General features: G+C 53.7%; 15 protein-coding genes. 7 read left to right on the plus strand and 8 right to left on the minus strand.

Annotation, left to right across the window (positions count from 1 at the left end; genetic code table 11):
* Positions 1-60 precede the first annotated feature (60 nt).
* From gsiD to SK38_RS09850, 6 genes are all read right to left on the minus strand, one after another.
* Positions 61-972, minus strand: coding sequence for a glutathione ABC transporter permease GsiD (gene gsiD / locus SK38_RS09825; protein WP_003831612.1), 912 nt, complete (start codon positions 970-972; stop codon positions 61-63).
* Between the two features lie 2 nt (positions 973-974).
* Positions 975-1,895, minus strand: a complete 921-nt coding sequence (gene gsiC / locus SK38_RS09830; protein WP_048235754.1) for a glutathione ABC transporter permease GsiC — start codon at positions 1,893-1,895, stop codon at positions 975-977.
* A gap of 46 nt (positions 1,896-1,941) precedes the next feature.
* The gene (gsiB, locus tag SK38_RS09835) at positions 1,942-3,480 is read right to left on the minus strand and encodes a glutathione ABC transporter substrate-binding protein GsiB (protein WP_048235755.1); all 1,539 of its coding nucleotides are present in this window, start codon (positions 3,478-3,480) and stop codon (positions 1,942-1,944) included.
* 28 nt (positions 3,481-3,508) lie between these two features.
* Positions 3,509-5,380: a glutathione ABC transporter ATP-binding protein GsiA gene (gene gsiA / locus SK38_RS09840; protein WP_048235757.1), complete on the minus strand. Its 1,872-nt coding sequence runs from the start codon at positions 5,378-5,380 to the stop codon at positions 3,509-3,511.
* Positions 5,367-6,332, minus strand: a complete 966-nt coding sequence (gene iaaA, locus SK38_RS09845) for a beta-aspartyl-peptidase (RefSeq protein WP_003836974.1) — start codon at positions 6,330-6,332, stop codon at positions 5,367-5,369. Before iaaA ends, gsiA begins: the two co-directional genes overlap by 14 nt.
* Positions 6,333-6,523: 191 nt before the next feature.
* On the minus strand, positions 6,524-7,312 hold the full coding sequence (locus SK38_RS09850) for an aminoglycoside adenylyltransferase family protein (protein WP_048235759.1): 789 nt from the start codon (positions 7,310-7,312) through the stop codon (positions 6,524-6,526).
* 174 nt (positions 7,313-7,486) lie between these two features.
* Between SK38_RS09850 and moeA the strand changes: the two genes are divergently transcribed.
* Complete coding sequence (gene moeA / locus SK38_RS09855) at positions 7,487-8,722, plus strand: molybdopterin molybdotransferase MoeA (RefSeq protein WP_048235761.1); 1,236 nt, start codon at positions 7,487-7,489, stop codon at positions 8,720-8,722.
* On the plus strand, positions 8,722-9,471 hold the full coding sequence (gene moeB / locus SK38_RS09860) for a molybdopterin-synthase adenylyltransferase MoeB (protein ID WP_048235763.1): 750 nt from the start codon (positions 8,722-8,724) through the stop codon (positions 9,469-9,471). The genes moeA and moeB overlap by 1 nt, the downstream gene beginning before the upstream one ends.
* 86 nt (positions 9,472-9,557) lie before the next feature.
* Here moeB and fsa read toward each other — a convergent pair whose 3' ends face one another.
* On the minus strand, positions 9,558-10,220 hold the full coding sequence (fsa, locus tag SK38_RS09865) for a fructose-6-phosphate aldolase (RefSeq protein ID WP_048235765.1): 663 nt from the start codon (positions 10,218-10,220) through the stop codon (positions 9,558-9,560).
* A 132-nt stretch (positions 10,221-10,352) separates the two neighbouring features.
* On the opposite strand from fsa, the gene SK38_RS09870 reads away from it, so the two are divergent.
* From SK38_RS09870 to SK38_RS09885, 4 genes are all read left to right on the plus strand, one after another.
* Positions 10,353-11,252: a glycyl-radical enzyme activating protein gene (locus tag SK38_RS09870; protein WP_048235767.1), complete on the plus strand. Its 900-nt coding sequence runs from the start codon at positions 10,353-10,355 to the stop codon at positions 11,250-11,252.
* A 5-nt stretch (positions 11,253-11,257) separates the two neighbouring features.
* Positions 11,258-13,690, plus strand: a complete 2,433-nt coding sequence (locus SK38_RS09875) for a glycyl radical protein (RefSeq protein ID WP_048235769.1) — start codon at positions 11,258-11,260, stop codon at positions 13,688-13,690.
* Between the two features lie 270 nt (positions 13,691-13,960).
* Positions 13,961-14,776 carry a Cof-type HAD-IIB family hydrolase gene (locus SK38_RS09880; RefSeq protein ID WP_048235770.1) on the plus strand — a complete coding sequence of 272 codons (816 nt, stop codon included), beginning with the start codon at positions 13,961-13,963 and terminating at the stop codon, positions 14,774-14,776.
* A gap of 152 nt (positions 14,777-14,928) precedes the next feature.
* Entirely contained in the window at positions 14,929-16,191 is a 1,263-nt protein-coding gene (locus SK38_RS09885; protein WP_048235772.1) for a DUF1479 domain-containing protein, read from the plus strand.
* A 78-nt stretch (positions 16,192-16,269) separates the two neighbouring features.
* Here the strand turns inward: SK38_RS09885 and SK38_RS09890 are convergent, their stop codons facing one another.
* A complete protein-coding gene (locus tag SK38_RS09890) occupies positions 16,270-17,862 on the minus strand; it encodes an ABC-F family ATPase (RefSeq protein WP_008784214.1) in 1,593 nt (530 codons plus the stop codon).
* 232 nt (positions 17,863-18,094) lie between these two features.
* Between SK38_RS09890 and ldtB the strand changes: the two genes are divergently transcribed.
* A complete protein-coding gene (ldtB, locus tag SK38_RS09895) occupies positions 18,095-19,015 on the plus strand; it encodes a L,D-transpeptidase (RefSeq protein WP_003845438.1) in 921 nt (306 codons plus the stop codon).
* Positions 19,016-19,017 lie beyond the last annotated feature (2 nt).

The following is a 19,017-nucleotide window of genomic DNA, read 5'->3' on the forward strand; positions in this document are numbered from 1 at the left end:
TTTATGCCGCATCCGGCAATGCCTGATGGCGACGCTGAAGCGTCTTATCAGGCCTACGGTTTACCCTTTAATTTTCGGGTCCAGCGCGTCGCGCAGACCATCTCCCAGTAAGTTAAACGCCAGCACCGTCAGGAATATCGCTACCGCCGGGAAAATCGCCACGTGCGGCGCGATCACCATATCAGCGCGCGCTTCATTAAGCATTGCCCCCCACTCCGGCGTCGGCGGCTGTGCGCCTAATCCCAGGAATGACAAGCTCGCGGCAGAGATAATCGACGTACCAATTCGCATGGTAAAGAAGACCACGATCGATGAGACCGTTCCAGGCAGAATATGGTTGAAAATGATGGTCGCATCGCTGGCACCAATACTGCGCGCAGACTCAATAAACGTCTGTTGCTTCAGCACCAGCGTATTCCCGCGCACCAGGCGCGCGAAGGCTGGAATGGAGAAAATGGCCACGGCAATGATCACATTAGCAATTCCGCTGCCCAGCACGGCGACCACGGCTATCGCCAGCAATATCCCCGGAAAGGCGAACAGCACATCGCAGATTCGCATGATCAGTCGATCCCACCAGCCTTCGTAGTATCCCGCCAGCAGCCCCAGTACCGTACCAATCGCCGCGCCAATAAACACGGCAAAGACCCCTGCCGCCAGCGAGATTTGCGCGCCAACCAGCACGCGGCTAAAAATATCCCGTCCCAGTGAGTCAACGCCAAACCAATGCAGCATCGACGGCCCATCATTCAAACGGTCATAATCGAAGTAATTCTCGGCATCAAATGGCGTCAGCCAGCGGGCAAAAATCGCCACCATGATCAGGAGCAATACAAACAGCCCAGCGACCATCGCCATGTGCTGTCGACGGAACCGACGCCAGAACTCATGCCACGGTGTGCGTATCTGCTCTGGCTTAACAAGGGGCATCGCATTTAAAATCGCCTGTCGGCGCCAGTTAAAAAATCGCATCCTTACTTGTACCTGATAGCCGGATTAATGGCAGCGTAGAGCACATCCACCACTAAGTTAATAAGAATAAATTCCAGAGAAAACAACAGTACCTCGGCCTGAATCACCGGGTAGTCGCGCATTTCGACGGAGTCCACCAACAGTCGCCCAAGCCCAGGCCAGTTGAACACCTTCTCAACCACGATTGATCCACCAAGCAAAAAGCCAAACTGTAGTCCCATCATGGTGACCACCGGGATCATCGCATTACGCAGACCATGTTTTAACACCACCCAGGTTTCACTCACCCCTTTAGCCCGCGCGGTACGCATATAATCTTCGCTGAGCACATCAACAAACGAGGCGCGAGTAAATCGGGCTAACACCGCAGCCACCGCTGCGCCCAGCGTAATAGACGGTAGGATATAGTGCATCCAGGTGTCAGCGCCAACGGTGGGTAACCAACCGAGCTCAACGGAGAATATCTGCATCAGCAGCATGCCAAGCGCAAACGCCGGGAACGAGATCCCGGTGACCGCCAGCGTCATGCTTAATCTGTCCGGCCAACGATTTCGCCATACGGCAGCAATGATCCCCGCCGTCATACCAAACAATACCGCCCACGCCATACTGGCAATAGTCAGCCATAGTGATGGCATAAAACGACTGGCTATCTCTTCAGAAACCGGGCGACGAGAAACCATCGACGTGCCAAAATCGCCCTGCAACACGTTGGTCATGTAATGCCAGAACTGAACATGCAGCGGCTGGTCCAGACCCAGCTGCTTGCGCACCAGTTCAATCACCTCGGCGTCAGCTTCCGGTCCGGCAATCAGCCGGGCCGGATCGCCGGGTAGCAGATGAACAAATAAAAATACCAGCACCGCAACAATCAACAGAGTTGGAATCAACCCCAGCAGGCGCTTGAAAACATAGTTAAGCATCACGCTCCCTTCGCCGGCCCCTGGGCTGCGGGGCCGAATGAATAGCTTATTTTAAATCCGCATCATCAAAGCTAAATCCGGTATCCGGCATGATCCAGAATCCGGTCAACCTGGTGCTGTGCGCCGAAATCAGTTTTTCCACTACCAGCGGGATCCACGGCGACTCTTTCCAGATAATATCCTGCGCGTCTTTGTACAGCTTCGCTTTCTGCGCCGGATCGTTAGTTTGCAACGCTGCCGATAAATCACTGTCCACCTGCTTATTGCTGTAGAACGCCGTGTTAAACAGAGTTGGCGGCCAGTTTTGTGATGCAAACAGCGGTGACAGCGCCCAGTCAGCTTCACCCGTAGACGCCGACCAGCCGGTGTAGAACATCCGTACCCCGCTCTCTTTCTGCGCTTTCCCTTCAACTTCCGCGGCGCGCTGACCAGCATCCATCGCTGTAACCTGAGCCTTAATGCCCACCTGCGCCAGCTGCTGCTGGGTAAATTGCAGCACTTTCTGCGCGGTACTGTGGTTATGCGAAGACCATAGCGTAGTGGTAAAACCGTTCGGATAACCTGCTTCTTTCAGCAGTTCGCGCGCTTTCGCCGGGTCGTAGGGCCACGGCGTATAGCTTTGCGCATAGGCTATCGACGGGGGGAGAACGCCGGTTGCCGGCGTCGCGTAACCAGCAAAAGCCACTTTCACCAGCGCCTGGCGGTTGATGGCATAATTCAGCGCTTCACGCACCTTCGGGTTGTCGAACGGTTTTTGCGTGACGTTCATGCTGATGTAACGCTGCATAATAGACGGACTGGCCACCAGTTCCAGGTTTTTGTTCTTCGCCAGTAACGCCGCCTGCTCGTAAGGGATCGGGAAGGCAAACTGCGCTTCCCCAGTTTGCAGCATGGCCGCACGCGTGTTGTTGTCGGTCACCGGACGCCAGGTAATCGTATCCAGCTTTGGCAGCCCTTGCTGCCAGTAGCCCGCGAACTTCTTAACCTTCACAAAATCCGTCTGATTCCAGGTATCAAGCTGGTACGGCCCGGTCCCCACAGGATGGAAACCGATCTCCTTACCGTATTTCTCCAGCGCAGCGGGAGAAATCATCGCCGTTGCCGGGTGCGCCAGAATATTGATAAAGGCAGAGAACGGCTGTTTCAGCGTAATCTTCACCGTCGACGGATCGACGACTTCGGTTTTATCGATATTCTTATACAGGTTGTAACGTTTCAGATGGTTTTCCGGGTTACTGGCCCGATCGAGGTTAGCTTTTACCGCATCGGCATTGAAGTCGGTTCCATCCTGAAACTTCACCCCCTGGCGCAGCTTAAGGGTATAGGTCAGCCCATCATCAGAAACCGTATAACTCTCCGCGAGCACATTTTTCAGTTTCATCTCTTTATCAAGGCCAAACAACCCCTGATAAAACGACTTCGCTACCGCCTGTGACAACGTGTCATTCGCGTCATAGGGGTCGAGCGTCGTGAAATTGGATCCCACCGCCACCACCACATCTTTGGCGGCCCAGCCAGGCGATGCGGCCAGCGCAGAGGCCACTCCCACAGCAACCAGCCATTTTCGAGCAACAATTTTTGTCATGTTATTCTCCTTAAACCCTGCCTGCCTGTTATAAACGCGAAAGCGCATTTTCTGGTAGCGGACGCGCAACATAATGCCCCGGACCAACTAACTGGAGTGATACGGGGGAAATCTCTTCGCCACGTTTACGAATATTGCTGGGGATATCGTCCGACAACAGCACGCGCTGGGGACGGTGATGGGATGGATCGGCGACCGGAACCGCCGCCATCAGCTTGCGAGTGTACGGATGTTGCGGATTTTCAAACACCGCCCGTCGGGTGCCTATCTCAACGATCTGCCCCAGATACATTACCGCCACACGATGACTGATCCGTTCCACTACCGCCATATCGTGGGAAATAAACAGATATGCGATACCCAATTCTCGCTGCAGGTCGAGCATCAGGTTGATGATTTGCCCACGAATTGAAACATCCAGCGCCGAGACAGATTCATCGGCAATAATCACTTTGGGATTGAGCGCCAATGCCCGTGCAATACAGATACGCTGACGCTGACCGCCGGAAAACTCGTGCGGATAGCGCCAGGCATGCTCAGGTAGCAAGCCTACACGTTCCAACAACCATGCAACCCGTTTTGACCCCGCATCGCCCTGCAATAACCCATGTACCCGTAGCGGCTCCAGAATGGAATATCCCACGGTCTGGCGCGGATCGAGCGAAGCATATGGATCCTGGAAGATAAACTGAATATCCCGACGCAGCGGCTGCAACTTGCTGGCAGCAAGGGTATCAATACGCTGTCCGTTGAAAATGATTTCCCCACGCTGAGACTCAACCAGGCGCAGCAGCGCCCGCCCGGTGGTGGATTTCCCGCAGCCCGACTCCCCCACCAGTGAGAGCGTTTCTCCCGGCCACAGGTCAAAACTGACGTTTTCCACTGCATGCACCTCGCGAGTCACGCGATTTAGAATGCCGCTGCGCAGAGGAAAACGCGTCACCAAATTACGTACCCGCAGAATAGGCTCGCCTTCAACCACGGTGTCCTGCTCGGTCTGCGGTTCTACATGACTGGGATCGTGCAATGAAATGAGCGGGAAACGGCGCGGCAGCTCATGCCCGTTCATCGCCCCAAGCTGCGGCACGGCTGCCAACAGCGCTTTGGTATAAGGATGCTGGGGAGTGTGAAAAATTTGTTCAACGCTGCCGGTTTCTACCGCCTCGCCCTGGTACATCACCAGCACGCGGTCGGCAATATCCGCCACAACGCCCATATCGTGGGTAATGAAGATCACTCCCATCGACATATCCTGCTGCAACACTTTTATCAGTTGCAGGATCTGCGCCTGAATGGTGACATCCAGCGCGGTCGTCGGCTCATCGGCAATTAAAACCGCAGGGCGACACGACAGTGCCATGGCAATCATCACCCGCTGGCGCATACCGCCGGAAAGCTGGTGTGGATAACGCGATAAAATCGCCTTCGCCTCGGGGATACGCACCTGATCGAGCATCCGCTTCGCTTCTACCATCGCCTCTTCATGGCTGGCGCCCTGGTGCAAGCGTATAGACTCAGCAATTTGCTCGCCCACGGTAAACACCGGATTGAGCGATGTCATAGGCTCCTGGAAGATCATCGCGATATCCGCACCGCGCACGTGACGCATTTGTGATGCGCTCTGTTCACCCAGCTCAATAACCTGCCGGTTGCGGCGTCGCAGCAGCATTTCATCGCAGCTTACCTCGCCGCCTGCTTGTTCAATCAGATGCATCAGCGACAAGGCCGTTACCGACTTTCCTGAACCGGACTCACCAACAATCGCCAGCGTTTCGCCACGCTTCAGGCGAAATGACAGATTACGCACTGCGCTGACACGCTGCTGTTCCTGTTCAAAGGCAATATTCAGATTGCTGACTGCCAGCACGTCGCTGGCATCAAGCTCATCACTGTGTGGCAACGCTATCTCCTTTTTCCCGATAAATACCGGTGGTTGGCGTATCGCCTGCGTATCCCCAGGCGCGGTACATGCCTTCGCTATTAAACGGCAAGGCCACGTTGCCCTCATGATCGATAGCAATTAAACCGCCACTGCCGCCAAGCGCCGGTAATTTTTCCATCACTACGCGTTCACACGCTTCGGATAAACTCAGGCCGCCATAGTCCATCAACGCCGCAATGTCATAGGCCGCCAGCGCACGAATAAAGACTTCCCCGGTTCCGGTGCAGGAGACTGCCACACTTGCGTTATTGGCATAACAGCCTGCGCCGACCAACGGACTGTCACCCACCCGCCCCGGTAATTTGTTGGTCATCCCCCCGGTCGATGTTGCGGCCGCCAGATTGCCAAACATATCTAACGCGACCGCCCCCACGGTACCCATTTTGTTGTTTTCATCCAGCGGGCTCGCGCTATGGTCCAGTACCGTTTCACCCGCTGTTCGCGCCGCCAGTAGTTGAGCATAGCGTTCTGGCGTCGAGAAAATATCCGCTGATACGCGCTCCATACCCTGCGCAATGGCAAAGTTTTCAGCCCCTTCACCTATCATCATGACGTGTGGGCTGTGTTCCATTACCAGGCGCGCCGCAAGAATCGGATTGCGTAAATGGCTGACTCCGGCGACGGCTCCCGCATTAAGCGTGTTACCGTCCATCACGCAGGCATCCAGTTCATGGGTTTCATCACGGGTATACACCGCGCCAATTCCGGCATTAAACAACGGACACTCTTCCAGTAAGCGCACGGCTTCGGTCACCACATCCAGTGCGCTACGACCGTCTTCAAGCATCCGCTGGCCGGTTTCAACGATATCCGACAGCGCCTGTATATAACGCAACTCTTGCTCCTGGCTCAGCTGCGAACGGGTGATAGCCCCTGCGCCGCCGTGAATTGCAATGACTGCTTTACCCATTTTTTTCGTCCATTAGGTGGCAGGTACCGGGGTTATAAATATCAGAATTTCTGTGACTTATTGATTCGATTTTTGAATATAGAAAGATGCAGACGTCATGTAAAGGTAAAGGCCCGTACCTCACGCCCCATCCCATCAGGTTATTTAGATGAGATAAACAGAAAGAGTATCTTCCAACATCGTTGAATATATTATTCAAGCCGATCGGCAATCTGTTTTTTTGCATAAAACACAAAGCGTTCAACAGATGGCATAGACGCAGCCCAGTTCTTTTTGGTTAACCCCAGGTATTCCGCACGTGCGGCTTGCAGCGTATCAGCATACTCATCGGGTAATTGCGGTATAAGCCAGGAGGCTGCTTCATCTTTAGCGACAATATTGCCCGTAACTACGCTGTACCAAATACGCGCCAGAGTAAGGATGATATTTCTCTCGTCACCTTCTAAATCGCCCGGTTTCTGCCACATATCAAGGATATGCCGAAACGTTTGCACGACATCGCTAAAAGGGATGACGTTGAATAACGTCTCAGCGGGTTCACCGAACAACGCTACGCTGACGCGCCGGGCCTGGGTCAGCAGGATGGAAAGATCAGGATCCACCTGTCTCGGTTCAACAATTCCCGCGCGAATATCGTCACGCAACCATTCGCCAAATTGCATTTCTCTTGACGGTGGGAATCGCCACGGCACAAGTTGTGAATAGACCACAATGGTCACTTCCAGCGCCCGATAGCTATCAACGCTGCCAGGCGGTGCTGATATTTCCAGAAAACCCTGCATCAGATCTTTTCTTTGCCGGGTATTCAGTGGCTGCCTAATGGTAACCAGTAAATCGATATCGCTTTGGGGCTTTAAGCCACCTTCAACAGCAGAGCCATACAAATGAACAGCAACCAGGTCGCCCTCTATAATCCGCGCAATCAGTGCACTGGCGGCATTCACCTGTTGTCGAATTGAATTCGGGATAGTCGCAGCCATTTAGCCTCCTGGAAAAAAGCAGAAATAATGAGTCTATACTGCATTTTTCCTGTAGCGCTATTCTCTGGCAGAAAACCTGTCTCAGATCGGATCCTAAGCCTGAGGTAGCATACTGTCCGCATCCATTTTCTGACATAATGAGCGGATTCGATTTTGCCCCGCAGGAGTCTTCTCATGGAATTTACCGCCGGACTGATGCCGCTTGAAACGGCTCTCTCTCAGATGCTTTCGCGTATTACCCCACTCACCGCCGTCGAAACGCTGCCGCTGGTTCAATGCTTTGGCCGCATTCTGGCCACCGACGTCATCTCCCCGATTGATGTGCCGGGATTCGATAACTCGGCAATGGATGGCTATGCGGTGCGATTAGCCGATTTACAATCAGACCAGCCTCTTGCGGTGGCTGGCAAAGCCTTTGCTGGTCAACCATTCCACGGCGAGTGGCCTGCGGGAACCTGCATCCGCATTATGACCGGTGCCCCGGTGCCTGCCGGTTGTGAAGCGGTGGTGATGCAGGAGCAAACGGAACAAACTGACGACGGTGTGCGTTTTACCGCCGAGGTCCACAGCGGACAAAATATTCGTCTGCGCGGTGAAGATATCGCAAACGGCGCGGTGGTGTTCCCCACCGGAACTCGTCTGACAACCGCCGAGCTTCCGGTTCTGGCCTCGCTCGGCATTGCCGAAGTACCGGTCGTTCGCAAAGTTCGCGTGGCGTTGTTTTCCACCGGTGATGAGCTGCAACTGCCGGGTCAACCGCTGGGCGACGGGCAGATTTATGATACAAACCGTCTGACCGTTCACCTGATGCTGCAGCAGCTGGGCTGCGAAGTGATCAACTTAGGAATTATTCGCGACGATCCCAACGCGCTGCGGGCCGCGTTTATCGAAGCCGACAGCCAGGCCGACGTCGTCATCAGCTCTGGTGGCGTTTCGGTAGGCGAAGCGGATTACACCAAAACCATTCTGGAAGAGCTGGGAGAAATTGCCTTCTGGAAGCTGGCCATCAAACCCGGTAAACCGTTCGCGTTTGGTAAACTGAGCAACAGCTGGTTTTGCGGCCTGCCGGGTAATCCGGTTTCTGCGGCCCTCACCTTTTATCAACTGGTGCAACCGCTGCTGGCGAAACTCAGCGGAAACACCGCCTGTGGGTTACCTCCGCGCCAGCGCGTGCGCACAGCCTCACGCCTGAAGAAAACGCCAGGGCGTCTGGATTTTCAACGTGGTGTATTGCAGCGTACCGCGGAAGGCGAACTGGAAGTCACCACCACCGGACACCAGGGCTCGCATATTTTTAGCTCCTTTAGCCAGGGCAACTGCTTTATCGTGCTGGAGCGCGATCGCGGTAACGTTGAGGCCGGAGAATGGGTTGAGGTCGAGCCGTTTAACGCACTGTTTGGAGGCCTGTAATGGCAGAACTCAGCGACCAGGAGATGATGCGCTATAACCGGCAAATCATTCTGCGCGGCTTCGATTTCGAAGGTCAGGAAGCGCTCAAAGATGCGCGGGTACTGGTCGTTGGTCTGGGGGGACTGGGATGCGCAGCAACCCAGTACCTTGCGGGCGCTGGCGTCGGGCATTTAACCCTGCTCGACTTTGACACGGTCTCCGTGTCGAACCTCCAACGCCAGACGCTGCACAGCGATGCAACCGTCGGGCAACCCAAAGTGCTATCCGCCCGTGACGCGCTAGCGCGGATTAACCCTTATATCGCCATTACGCCGGTGAATGCGCTGCTTGACGATAGCGAGATTCACGCGCTTATTGCCGAACACGATTTGGTGCTGGACTGTACGGATAACGTCAGCATCCGCAATCAGCTGAATGCCGGATGTTTTGCCGCCAGAGTCCCGCTGGTTTCCGGTGCAGCTATTCGCATGGAAGGACAAATTACCGTATTTACATACCAGGACGGTGAGCCCTGCTACCGTTGCCTGAGTCGTCTGTTCGGTGAAAATGCCCTGACCTGCGTAGAAGCCGGAGTGATGGCCCCGCTGATCGGCGTGATCGGATCGTTACAGGCGATGGAAGCCATTAAGCTACTGGCAAACTACGGTAAACCGGCATCCGGAAAAATCGTCATGTACGATGCCATGACCTGCCAGTTTCGCGAAATGAAGCTGATGCGCAACCCGGGATGTGAGGTTTGTAGTCGGTAAAAAAGTCGGGTGACGGCTTCGCCTTACCCGACCTACAACAACTCGAACGTTGGCCGGGTAAGCGTTAGCACCACCCGGCAACAGCATCAGATCGACGTGCGACCGAATGCGCTCTGCCAGTCGTGCTCAAACTTCGCGACGGCAGCATCAACCGCCGGAGAGCTAATCATCTGCTGAGCAACGTCCAGCGGTAGCGTGATGGACTCGCAGCCTGCCAGCAGACAATCCAGCGCCTGACGCGGTGTTTTAAAACTGGCCGCCAGTACTTTGGCGTGCGGGGCATGCATTTTCAGTAACGTCTGCAGGTCGGTCACCGTCTGAATGCCATCCCCTCCTTGCGCATCCACGCGGTTAACGTAAGGCGCAACGTATTCCGCACCCGCCAGAGCAGCCAATAACCCTTGAGCAGCACCGTATACCGCGGTACCCAGCGTCGGGATCCCTTCTTCTTTTAGAAGCTTAATCGCCGCCAGACCTTCTGCCGTCACTGGTACTTTGACCACGATATCCGCAATGATTGTCCGCAGTTTACGCGCATCGCTGACCATACCTTCGGCGGTCGTCGCCATCACCTGAGCAAACAGACGGCCTTGCCCTCCCATCGCTTCCTGCAGTTGCGGCAGTAGTACTTCCAGCGTCTGGTTCCCTGCCGCCACAATGCTCGGGTTAGTGGTCACCCCTGCCAGCGGGAAAATGCGCGCGAGAGCTTTTACCGCATCAACATCAGACGTATCTAAATAGAGTTCCATAACCTTTCCTCAAACGAATAATTAGCATGAATAAAAGGTAGCACGGCGAAACCTCACGGTTAGTTGACGTACGTCAATATAACTTTCATTCGAAAGTAATTTAATCTTTATACGAAAGAGGAGAGATCGCTTATGATTTTCAATATCCAGCGCTACTCCACGCATGATGGTCCCGGTATTCGTACGGTGGTGTTCCTTAAGGGATGCTCCCTGGGCTGTCGGTGGTGCCAGAATCCGGAAAGCCGCGCCCGCACGCAGGACCTGCTTTATGACGCGCGTTTGTGCCTCGACGGTTGCGATCTCTGTGCTCAGGCTGCACCTGCGGTGATTGAACGGGCGCTGGGCGGATTACTTATTCATCGCGAAAAACTGACCGATGACGCTCTCACCGTACTGACCGACTGCTGTCCGACTCAGGCGTTAACCGTCTGCGGAGAGGTAAAAAGCGTGGACGATATCATGGCGACCGTATTGCGAGATAAACCGTTTTACGACCGCAGTGGCGGAGGCCTCACCCTGTCCGGCGGTGAACCGTTTATGCAGCCAGAGCTGGCAGCTGCTTTGCTCAAAGCCAGCCACGACGCAGGCATTCATACCGCGGTGGAAACCTGTTTGCATGTCCCGTGGAAGTATATTGAACCATCATTACCTTACGTCGATCTGTTTCTGGCAGATCTAAAACACGTTGCAGATGCGCCGTTTAAACAATGGACCGATGGGCGTGCCTCTCGCGTACTGAAAAATCTAAAAAAACTGGCTGCCGCCGGTAAAAAAATGATTATCCGCGTACCGCTGATTCAGGGATTCAACGCAGACGAAGCCGCTATTCAGGCCATTACCGATTTTGCCGCCGATGAGCTTCACGTCGGTGAGATCCATTTTTTGCCCTACCACACCCTGGGCATCAACAAATACCACTTACTCAGTCAACCCTACAACGCACCGGATAAACCGCTTGATGCGCCAGCACTGCTCGAATTTGCCCTGCAGTACGCCAGCCTTAAAGGTTTAACCGCGACCCTACGAGGATAATCGCCATGACCACTCTGAAACTGGACACACTCAGCGACCGTATCAAAGCGCATAAAACGGCCCTGATCCACATCGTGAAACCACCGGTTTGTACCGAGCGCGCCCAGCACTATACCGAGATGTATCAGCAACACCTGGATAAGCCTATCCCGGTACGTCGTGCACTGGCACTAGCTCATCATCTGGCGGAACGCACCATCTGGATCAAACATGACGAACTGATCATTGGTAACCAGGCAAGCGAAGTGCGTGCCGCGCCTATCTTCCCGGAATACACCGTCTCCTGGATTGAAAAAGAGATCGACGACCTCGCCGACAGACCGGGCGCAGGCTTTGCGGTAAGCGAAGAGAACAAACGTGTATTGCATGAGGTGTGCCCATGGTGGCGTGGTCAAACCGTGCAGGATCGCTGCTACGGGATGTTCACTGATGAGCAGAAAGGGCTGCTGGAAACCGGCATTATCAAAGCCGAAGGTAACATGACCTCCGGCGACGCACACCTGGCGGTAAACTTCCCGTTACTGCTGGAAAAAGGTCTCGACGGCCTGCGTCACAAAGTCGATGAACGTCGCTCCCGCATCAATCTGACGTGTCTGGAAGACCTCCATGGCGATCAGTTCCTGAAAGCGATTGATATCGTGCTGGAAGCCGTCAGTCTTCACATTGAGCGCTTTGCCGCGCTGGCGCGTAAAATGGCGTCCACGGAAACCCGCACCAGCCGTCGAGATGAACTGCTGACCATGGCGGAAAACTGCGATGTGATCGCCCATGAACCGCCAAAAACGTTCTGGCAGGCATTGCAGTTATGCTATTTCATCCAGCTGATCCTGCAAATTGAATCAAACGGTCACTCGGTGTCGTTTGGTCGTATGGATCAATACCTCTATCCGTTCTATCGTCGCGACGTCGAGCTGAACCAGAGTCTTGATCGTGAGCACGCTATTGAACTGTTGCACAGCTGCTGGTTGAAACTGCTGGAAGTGAACAAAATCCGTTCCGGCTCCCATTCGAAAGCCTCAGCGGGTAGCCCGCTGTATCAGAACGTGACCATTGGTGGTCAAAACCTGGTCAACGGCCAGCCGATGGATGCCGTCAACCCGCTCTCCTACGCGATTCTGGAGTCATGTGGTCGTCTGCGTTCTACGCAGCCAAACCTGAGCGTGCGTTATCACGCGGGGATGAGTAATGACTTCCTTGATGCCTGCGTGCAGGTGATCCGCTGCGGTTTCGGGATGCCAGCCTTTAACAACGATGAAATCGTCATACCGGAATTCATTAAGTTGGGTATTGAACCGCAGGATGCCTATGACTATGCGGCCATTGGGTGTATCGAAACCGCCGTTGGCGGGAAATGGGGCTACCGTTGCACCGGCATGAGCTTTATTAACTTTGCCCGCGTGATGCTGGCGGCACTGGAAGGTGGGCGCGATGCCACCAGTGGCAAAGTCTTTCTGCCACAGGAAAAAGCGCTCTCGGCTGGTAACTTCAACAATTTCGACGAAGTGATGGATGCCTGGGATACGCAGATCCGCTACTACACGCGTAAATCCATAGAAATTGAGTATGTCGTCGACACCATGCTGGAAGAGAACGTGCACGATATTCTGTGTTCCGCGCTGGTAGACGACTGCATTGAACGGGCGAAAAGCATTAAGCAAGGCGGCGCGAAGTATGACTGGGTATCGGGTTTGCAGGTGGGTATTGCCAACCTCGGTAACAGCCTGGCAGCAGTGAAGAAACTGGTCTTTGAACAGGGCGCTATTGGTCAACAACAGCTGGCCGCCGCGCTGGCCGATGATTTTGACGGTCTGACCCATGAGCAGTTACGCCAACGACTGATCAACGGCGCGCCGAAATATGGCAACGATGACGATAGCGTTGATACGCTGCTGGCCCGCGCTTATCAGACCTATATCGATGAACTGAAACAGTATCATAATCCGCGTTACGGACGTGGCCCGGTTGGCGGCAATTACTACGCCGGGACCTCATCTATTTCGGCAAACGTGCCGTTTGGCGCAGCAACGATGGCAACGCCGGATGGCCGTAAAGCACACACTCCGCTGGCAGAAGGCGCAAGCCCGGCCTCCGGTACGGACCATCTCGGCCCAACGGCGGTAATTGGTTCGGTGGGTAAACTGCCGACCGGTTCGATTCTCGGCGGCGTGCTGTTAAATCAGAAGCTCAACCCGGCCACGCTGGAAAATGAATCCGATAAGCAAAAGCTGATGATCCTGCTGCGTACCTTCTTCGAAGAGCACAAAGGCTGGCATATTCAGTACAACATTGTCTCCCGTGAAACGCTGCTGGAAGCCAAAAAACACCCGGATCAATATCGTGACCTGGTGGTCCGTGTAGCAGGTTATTCCGCCTTCTTCACTGCGCTTTCTCCGGATGCGCAAGACGACATCATCGCGCGTACTGAACATATGCTGTAAACAATATTGTCGGCCGGATGAGATTCCACACCGCCATCCGGCACGCTACCCTACCCATTGCCGGATGCGCTGACGCTTATCCGGCCTACAACGATTCTCCCCGTAGCCGGGTACGCTGACGCTTATCCGGCCTACAACGACTCTCCCCGTAGCCGGGTAAGGCGAAGCTACCACCCGGCTTTTTACTTTCATTCGAAATTAAATTTGTGCTACAGGTCACATTGTTATTAGAATGTTTCTGGTTGCAGTAATCGCCAGGAGCCTATCTTTATGACCATCAAAGTTATCGTCACCGATATGGACGGAACTTTTCTCGACGACGCCAAGAAATACGATCGTGCACGTTTTATGGCGCAGTATCAGGAACTGAAAAAACGAAATATCGAATTTGTCGTGGCCAGCGGCAACCAGTATTACCAGTTGATCTCCTTTTTCCCGGAGCTCAAAGAGGAAATTTCTTTTGTCGCTGAGAACGGGGCTTTGGTCTTTGAACATGGCAAACAGCTGTTTCACGGCGAGCTTACCCGCCACGAATCCCGTATTGTCATTGGTGAACTACTAAAAGATAAGCAGCTCAACTTTGTGGCTTGTGGGCTGCAAAGCGCTTACGTTAGCGAAAATGCGCCGGAGTCCTTTGTCGCATTGATGTCAAAACACTACCATCGCCTGAAACCCGTAAAGGATTATCAGGATATCGACGATGTGCTGTTCAAGTTCTCGCTAAATTTACCGGACCAACAAATCCCATTGGTTATCGATCACCTGCATGCTGCGCTGGACGGCATCATGAAGCCCGTCACCAGCGGCTTCGGGTTTATCGATCTGATCATTCCGGGCCTACATAAAGCCAATGGGATCAGCCGCTTGCTTAAACGCTGGAACCTGTCACCGCAAAACGTAGTCGCCATTGGCGATAGCGGAAACGACGCGGAAATGCTGAAAATGGCGCACTACTCTTTCGCCATGGCCAACGCGGCAGAGAATATCAAAGCGATTGCTCGCTATCAGACCGACGACAATAACCATCAGGGCGCGCTGAACGTAATTCAGGCTGTGCTGGATAACACCTCCCCTTTTAACGTCTAATCCTGCCAACCGGGGTATCCCTCATCCCGGTTTTCATACTTTTTCTATTTTGCTCACTCCATCAAGTTTTAAACTTGCGTTAACTAAATTTTAACTTATATTATCATCTGTAAGTTAGTTAAGTTTCGAATGAAAGTTAATGCGAGGTGGATATGGCTTTTACTTTTACCAGCGACACGCTGCCCGCCGATCACAAAGCGGCAATCCGGCAGATGAAACAGCAACTGCGGGCACAGCTTGGGGATGTTCAGTTAATCTTCAATCAGTTGAGCGATGCTATCGCCACCCGCGTGGCGGAAATCAACGCCCTCAAAGCGCAAGGTGCCCCGGTGTGGCCGGTGATATCTTATGCAGATATCAAAGCGGGCCACGTAAGTGCAGAGCAGCGTGAAGAAATTAAGCGTCGCGGATGCGCAGTCATTAAAGGTCATTTCCCTCGCGAACAGGCTCTCGGATGGGACAGCTCAATGCTGGACTATCTGGACCGCAACCACTTTGACGACGTCTATAAAGGACCCGGCGATAATTTCTTCGGTACTCTGAGCGCATCACGGCCTGAAATCTACCCCATCTACTGGTCCCAGGCGCAGATGCAGGCCCGCCAGAGTGAAGAAATGGCCAATGCACAGTCGTTCCTCAATCGTTTGTGGACCTTTACAAGCGAAGGTAAACAATGGTTTAACCCGGATATCAGCGTTATTTACCCTGACCGCATTCGCCGTCGACCGCCGGGAACCACGTCCAAAGGGCTGGGCGCGCATACGGATTCCGGCGCGCTGGAACGCTGGCTTCTTCCGGCATATCAGCAGGTCTTTGCTCATGTTTTCAATGGCAAGCTGGAAGATTACAATCCGTGGCAGGCGGCGCATCGCACCGAGGTAGAAGAGTACACGGTGGATAACACCACCAAATGTTCGGTATTCCGTACCTTCCAGGGCTGGACTGCACTGTCCGATATGCTGCCAGGTCAGGGATTGTTGCATGTGGTCCCGATCCCTGAAGCGATGGCGTATGTGCTGTTACGCCCATTGCTTGACGATGTGCCAGAAGATGAACTTTGCGGCGTTGCGCCCGGCCGGGTGCTGCCGATTTCCACGCAATGGCATCCTCTGCTGATTGAAGCGTTAACCAGCATTCCACAACTGGACGCCGGAGACTCCGTCTGGTGGCATTGTGATGTGATTCACTCCGTCGCACCGGTGGAAAATCAGCAGGGTTGGGGTAACGTGATGTACATTCCTGCCGCACCGATGTGCGAAAAGAATCTGGCCTACGCCCACAAAGTGAAGGCCGCGCTGGAAAAAGGTGCGTCGCCGGGTGATTTTCCACGGGAGGATTATGAAACTAACTGGGAAGGACGCTTCACGCTGGAGGATTTGAATATCCACGGCAAACGCGCGCTGGGGATTGTTTAATTTTATATACCCTTATCCCTAAGTATCCCGTGTTACAGGTGCAACCATCACACCTGTAACACGAGAACGACGGGATAATTATTCGACGCCTTTACTACGCAGGTAATCTTCGTAGTTACCGGTGAAGTCGATTACGCGTTCCGGCGTAATTTCAATCACGCGGGTTGCCAGCGAGCTGACGAACTCACGGTCGTGAGAAACGAAGATCAGCGTGCCCTGGTACATTTCCAGCGCCATGTTCAGCGACTCGATAGATTCCATATCCAGGTGGTTGGTCGGTTCATCCATAACCAGAATATTCGGTTTCTGCATCATCAGCTTACCGAACAGCATGCGTCCTTTTTCACCACCGGAGAGCACTTTCGCAGGTTTCTTGATATCGTCCTGGCTGAACAGCAGACGACCAAGGAAGCTACGTACTACCTGCTCATCATCGCCTTCCTGCTTCCACTGACTCATCCATTCGAAAACAGTCAGATCGTTTTCGAACTCGTATTCATGATCCTGCGCGTAGTAACCGACCTGGGCGTTTTCAGACCACTTAACGGTACCGTTGTCCGGCTGCAAGTCGCCAACCAACGTTTTCAGCATGGTGGATTTACCCACGCCGTTGGCACCAATGATGGCAACCTTCTCCCCTACTTCCAGCAGCAGGTTGAAGTTTTTAAACAGCGGGCCTTCATCAAAACCTTTCGCCAGCGCTTCCACTTCCAGCGCGTTACGGAACAGTTTCTTATCCTGTTCGAAGCGGATGAACGGGTTCTGACGGCTGGATGCCTTCACTTCGTCGAGCTTAATCTTATCAATCTGACGCGCACGAGAAGTCGCCTGTCGAGATTTAGACGCGTTGGCGCTAAAGCGGCTGACGAAGGATTGCAGATCGGCAATCTGTGCTTTCTTCTTGGCGTTATCGGCCAGCAGACGTTCACGCGCCTGGGTTGCCGCCGTCATGTATTCGTCGTAGTTACCCGGATAAACACGCAGTTCACCGTAGTCCAGATCCGCCATGTGCGTACAGACCATGTTCAGGAAGTGCCGGTCGTGCGAAATGATGATCATGGTGCTGTCACGCTCGTTCAGCGTCTGCTCCAGCCAGCGGATGGTGTCGATATCCAGGTTGTTCGTTGGTTCGTCGAGCAGCAGAATGTCCGGGTTAGAGAACAGCGCCTGTGCCAAAAGCACACGCAGCTTCCAGCCGGGTGCGACTTCGCTCATCGGGCCGTAATGCTGTTCTACCGGAATACCTACGCCCAGCAGCAGTTCACCCGCACGCGCTTCCGCAGAGTAGCCGTCCATTTCGCCATACTGAACTTCGAGGTCAGCAACTTTATAGCCGTCTTCTTCGCTCATCTCGGCCAGAGCGTAAATGCGATCGCGCTCCTGCTTCACTTCCCACAGTTCAGCGTGACCCATGATCACGGTGTCAAGTACGGTGAACTCTTCAAAGGCGAACTGATCCTGGCGCAGCTTACCAATGCGCTCGTTAGGATCGAGGGAAACGTTACCCAGCGTCGGTTCGAGGTCGCCGCCGAGAATTTTCATAAAAGTGGATTTACCGCTACCGTTCGCGCCAATCAGGCCGTAACGGTTGCCGCCGCCAAATTTGACGGAAATATTTTCAAACAGCGGCTTACTGCCGAACTGCATGGTGACGTTGCTGGAAACTAACACTGGCGTATCCTGAAAGAGAAAGAAATATGTGACAAACCGCTTATTATGCCATAAGTCTGCAAGAAGATCGCGTCTTCATGCGGAAGGGAAAAAGTGAAACCAAAAGGAAAAAAATGTGATTTAGTACACATCCGAATTCCTTGTTGCTCAGATTGCACATATAATGCGTGCCCAACACTACATAAATCTCAACCCACTAGCCTGCCTGGCACTGAATCTCGCATACATGAATATGAATATGAAATTAACAACGCTTTTCGCGGCGGCACTCGCAATAGTTGGTTTTTGTAATACCGCTTCAGCCGTCACGTACCCGCTGCCGACCGATGGTAGCCGTTTGATTGGCCAAAACCAGGTCATTACTATTCCTGAAGGCAACACCCAACCGCTGGAGTATTTTGCAGCAGAGTATCAGATGGGTTTGTCTAACATGCTGGAAGCCAACCCGGGCGTGGATACCTTCCTGCCGAAAGGCGGCACCGTGCTGAACATTCCTCAGCAGTTGATCCTGCCGGATACCGTGCATGAAGGTATTGTTATCAACAGCGCTGAAATGCGTCTGTACTACTACCCGAAAGGCACCAACACCGTAATTGTTCTGCCGATCGGTATCGGCCAGCTGGGCAAAGACACGCCAATCAACTGGACCACCAAAGTAGAACGTAAAAAAGCGGGCCCAACCTGGACGCCAACGGCGAAAATGCATGCGGAATACCGCGCTGCGGGCGAGCCGCTGCCAGCCGTTGTTCCGGCAGGTCCGGATAACCCGATGGGACTGTACGCGCTGTATATCGGTCGCCTGTATGCCATCCACGGCACCAATGCTAACTTCGGCGTAGGCTTACGCGTCAGCCACGGTTGCGTGCGTCTGCGTAACGACGACATCAAATTCCTGTTTGAAAATGTGCCAGTCGGCACCCGTGTACAGTTTATTGATGAGCCGGTAAAAGCCACTACCGAACCAGACGGCAGCCGTTACATCGAAGTACATAACCCACTGTCTACGACTGAAGCACAGTTCGAAGGCGGAGAAATCGTACCGATTACCCTGACCAAGAGCATTACCAGCATCACCGGCCAGCCTGACGTCGATCAGGCCGTCGTTGAGCAGGCGGTACAGAACCGTTCAGGTATGCCGGTTCGTTTGAACTAATC

Origin of the sequence: Citrobacter sp. MGH110 (genome assembly GCF_001037515.1) — a bacterium.
Classification (GTDB): Bacteria; Pseudomonadota; Gammaproteobacteria; order Enterobacterales; family Enterobacteriaceae; genus Citrobacter; species Citrobacter portucalensis.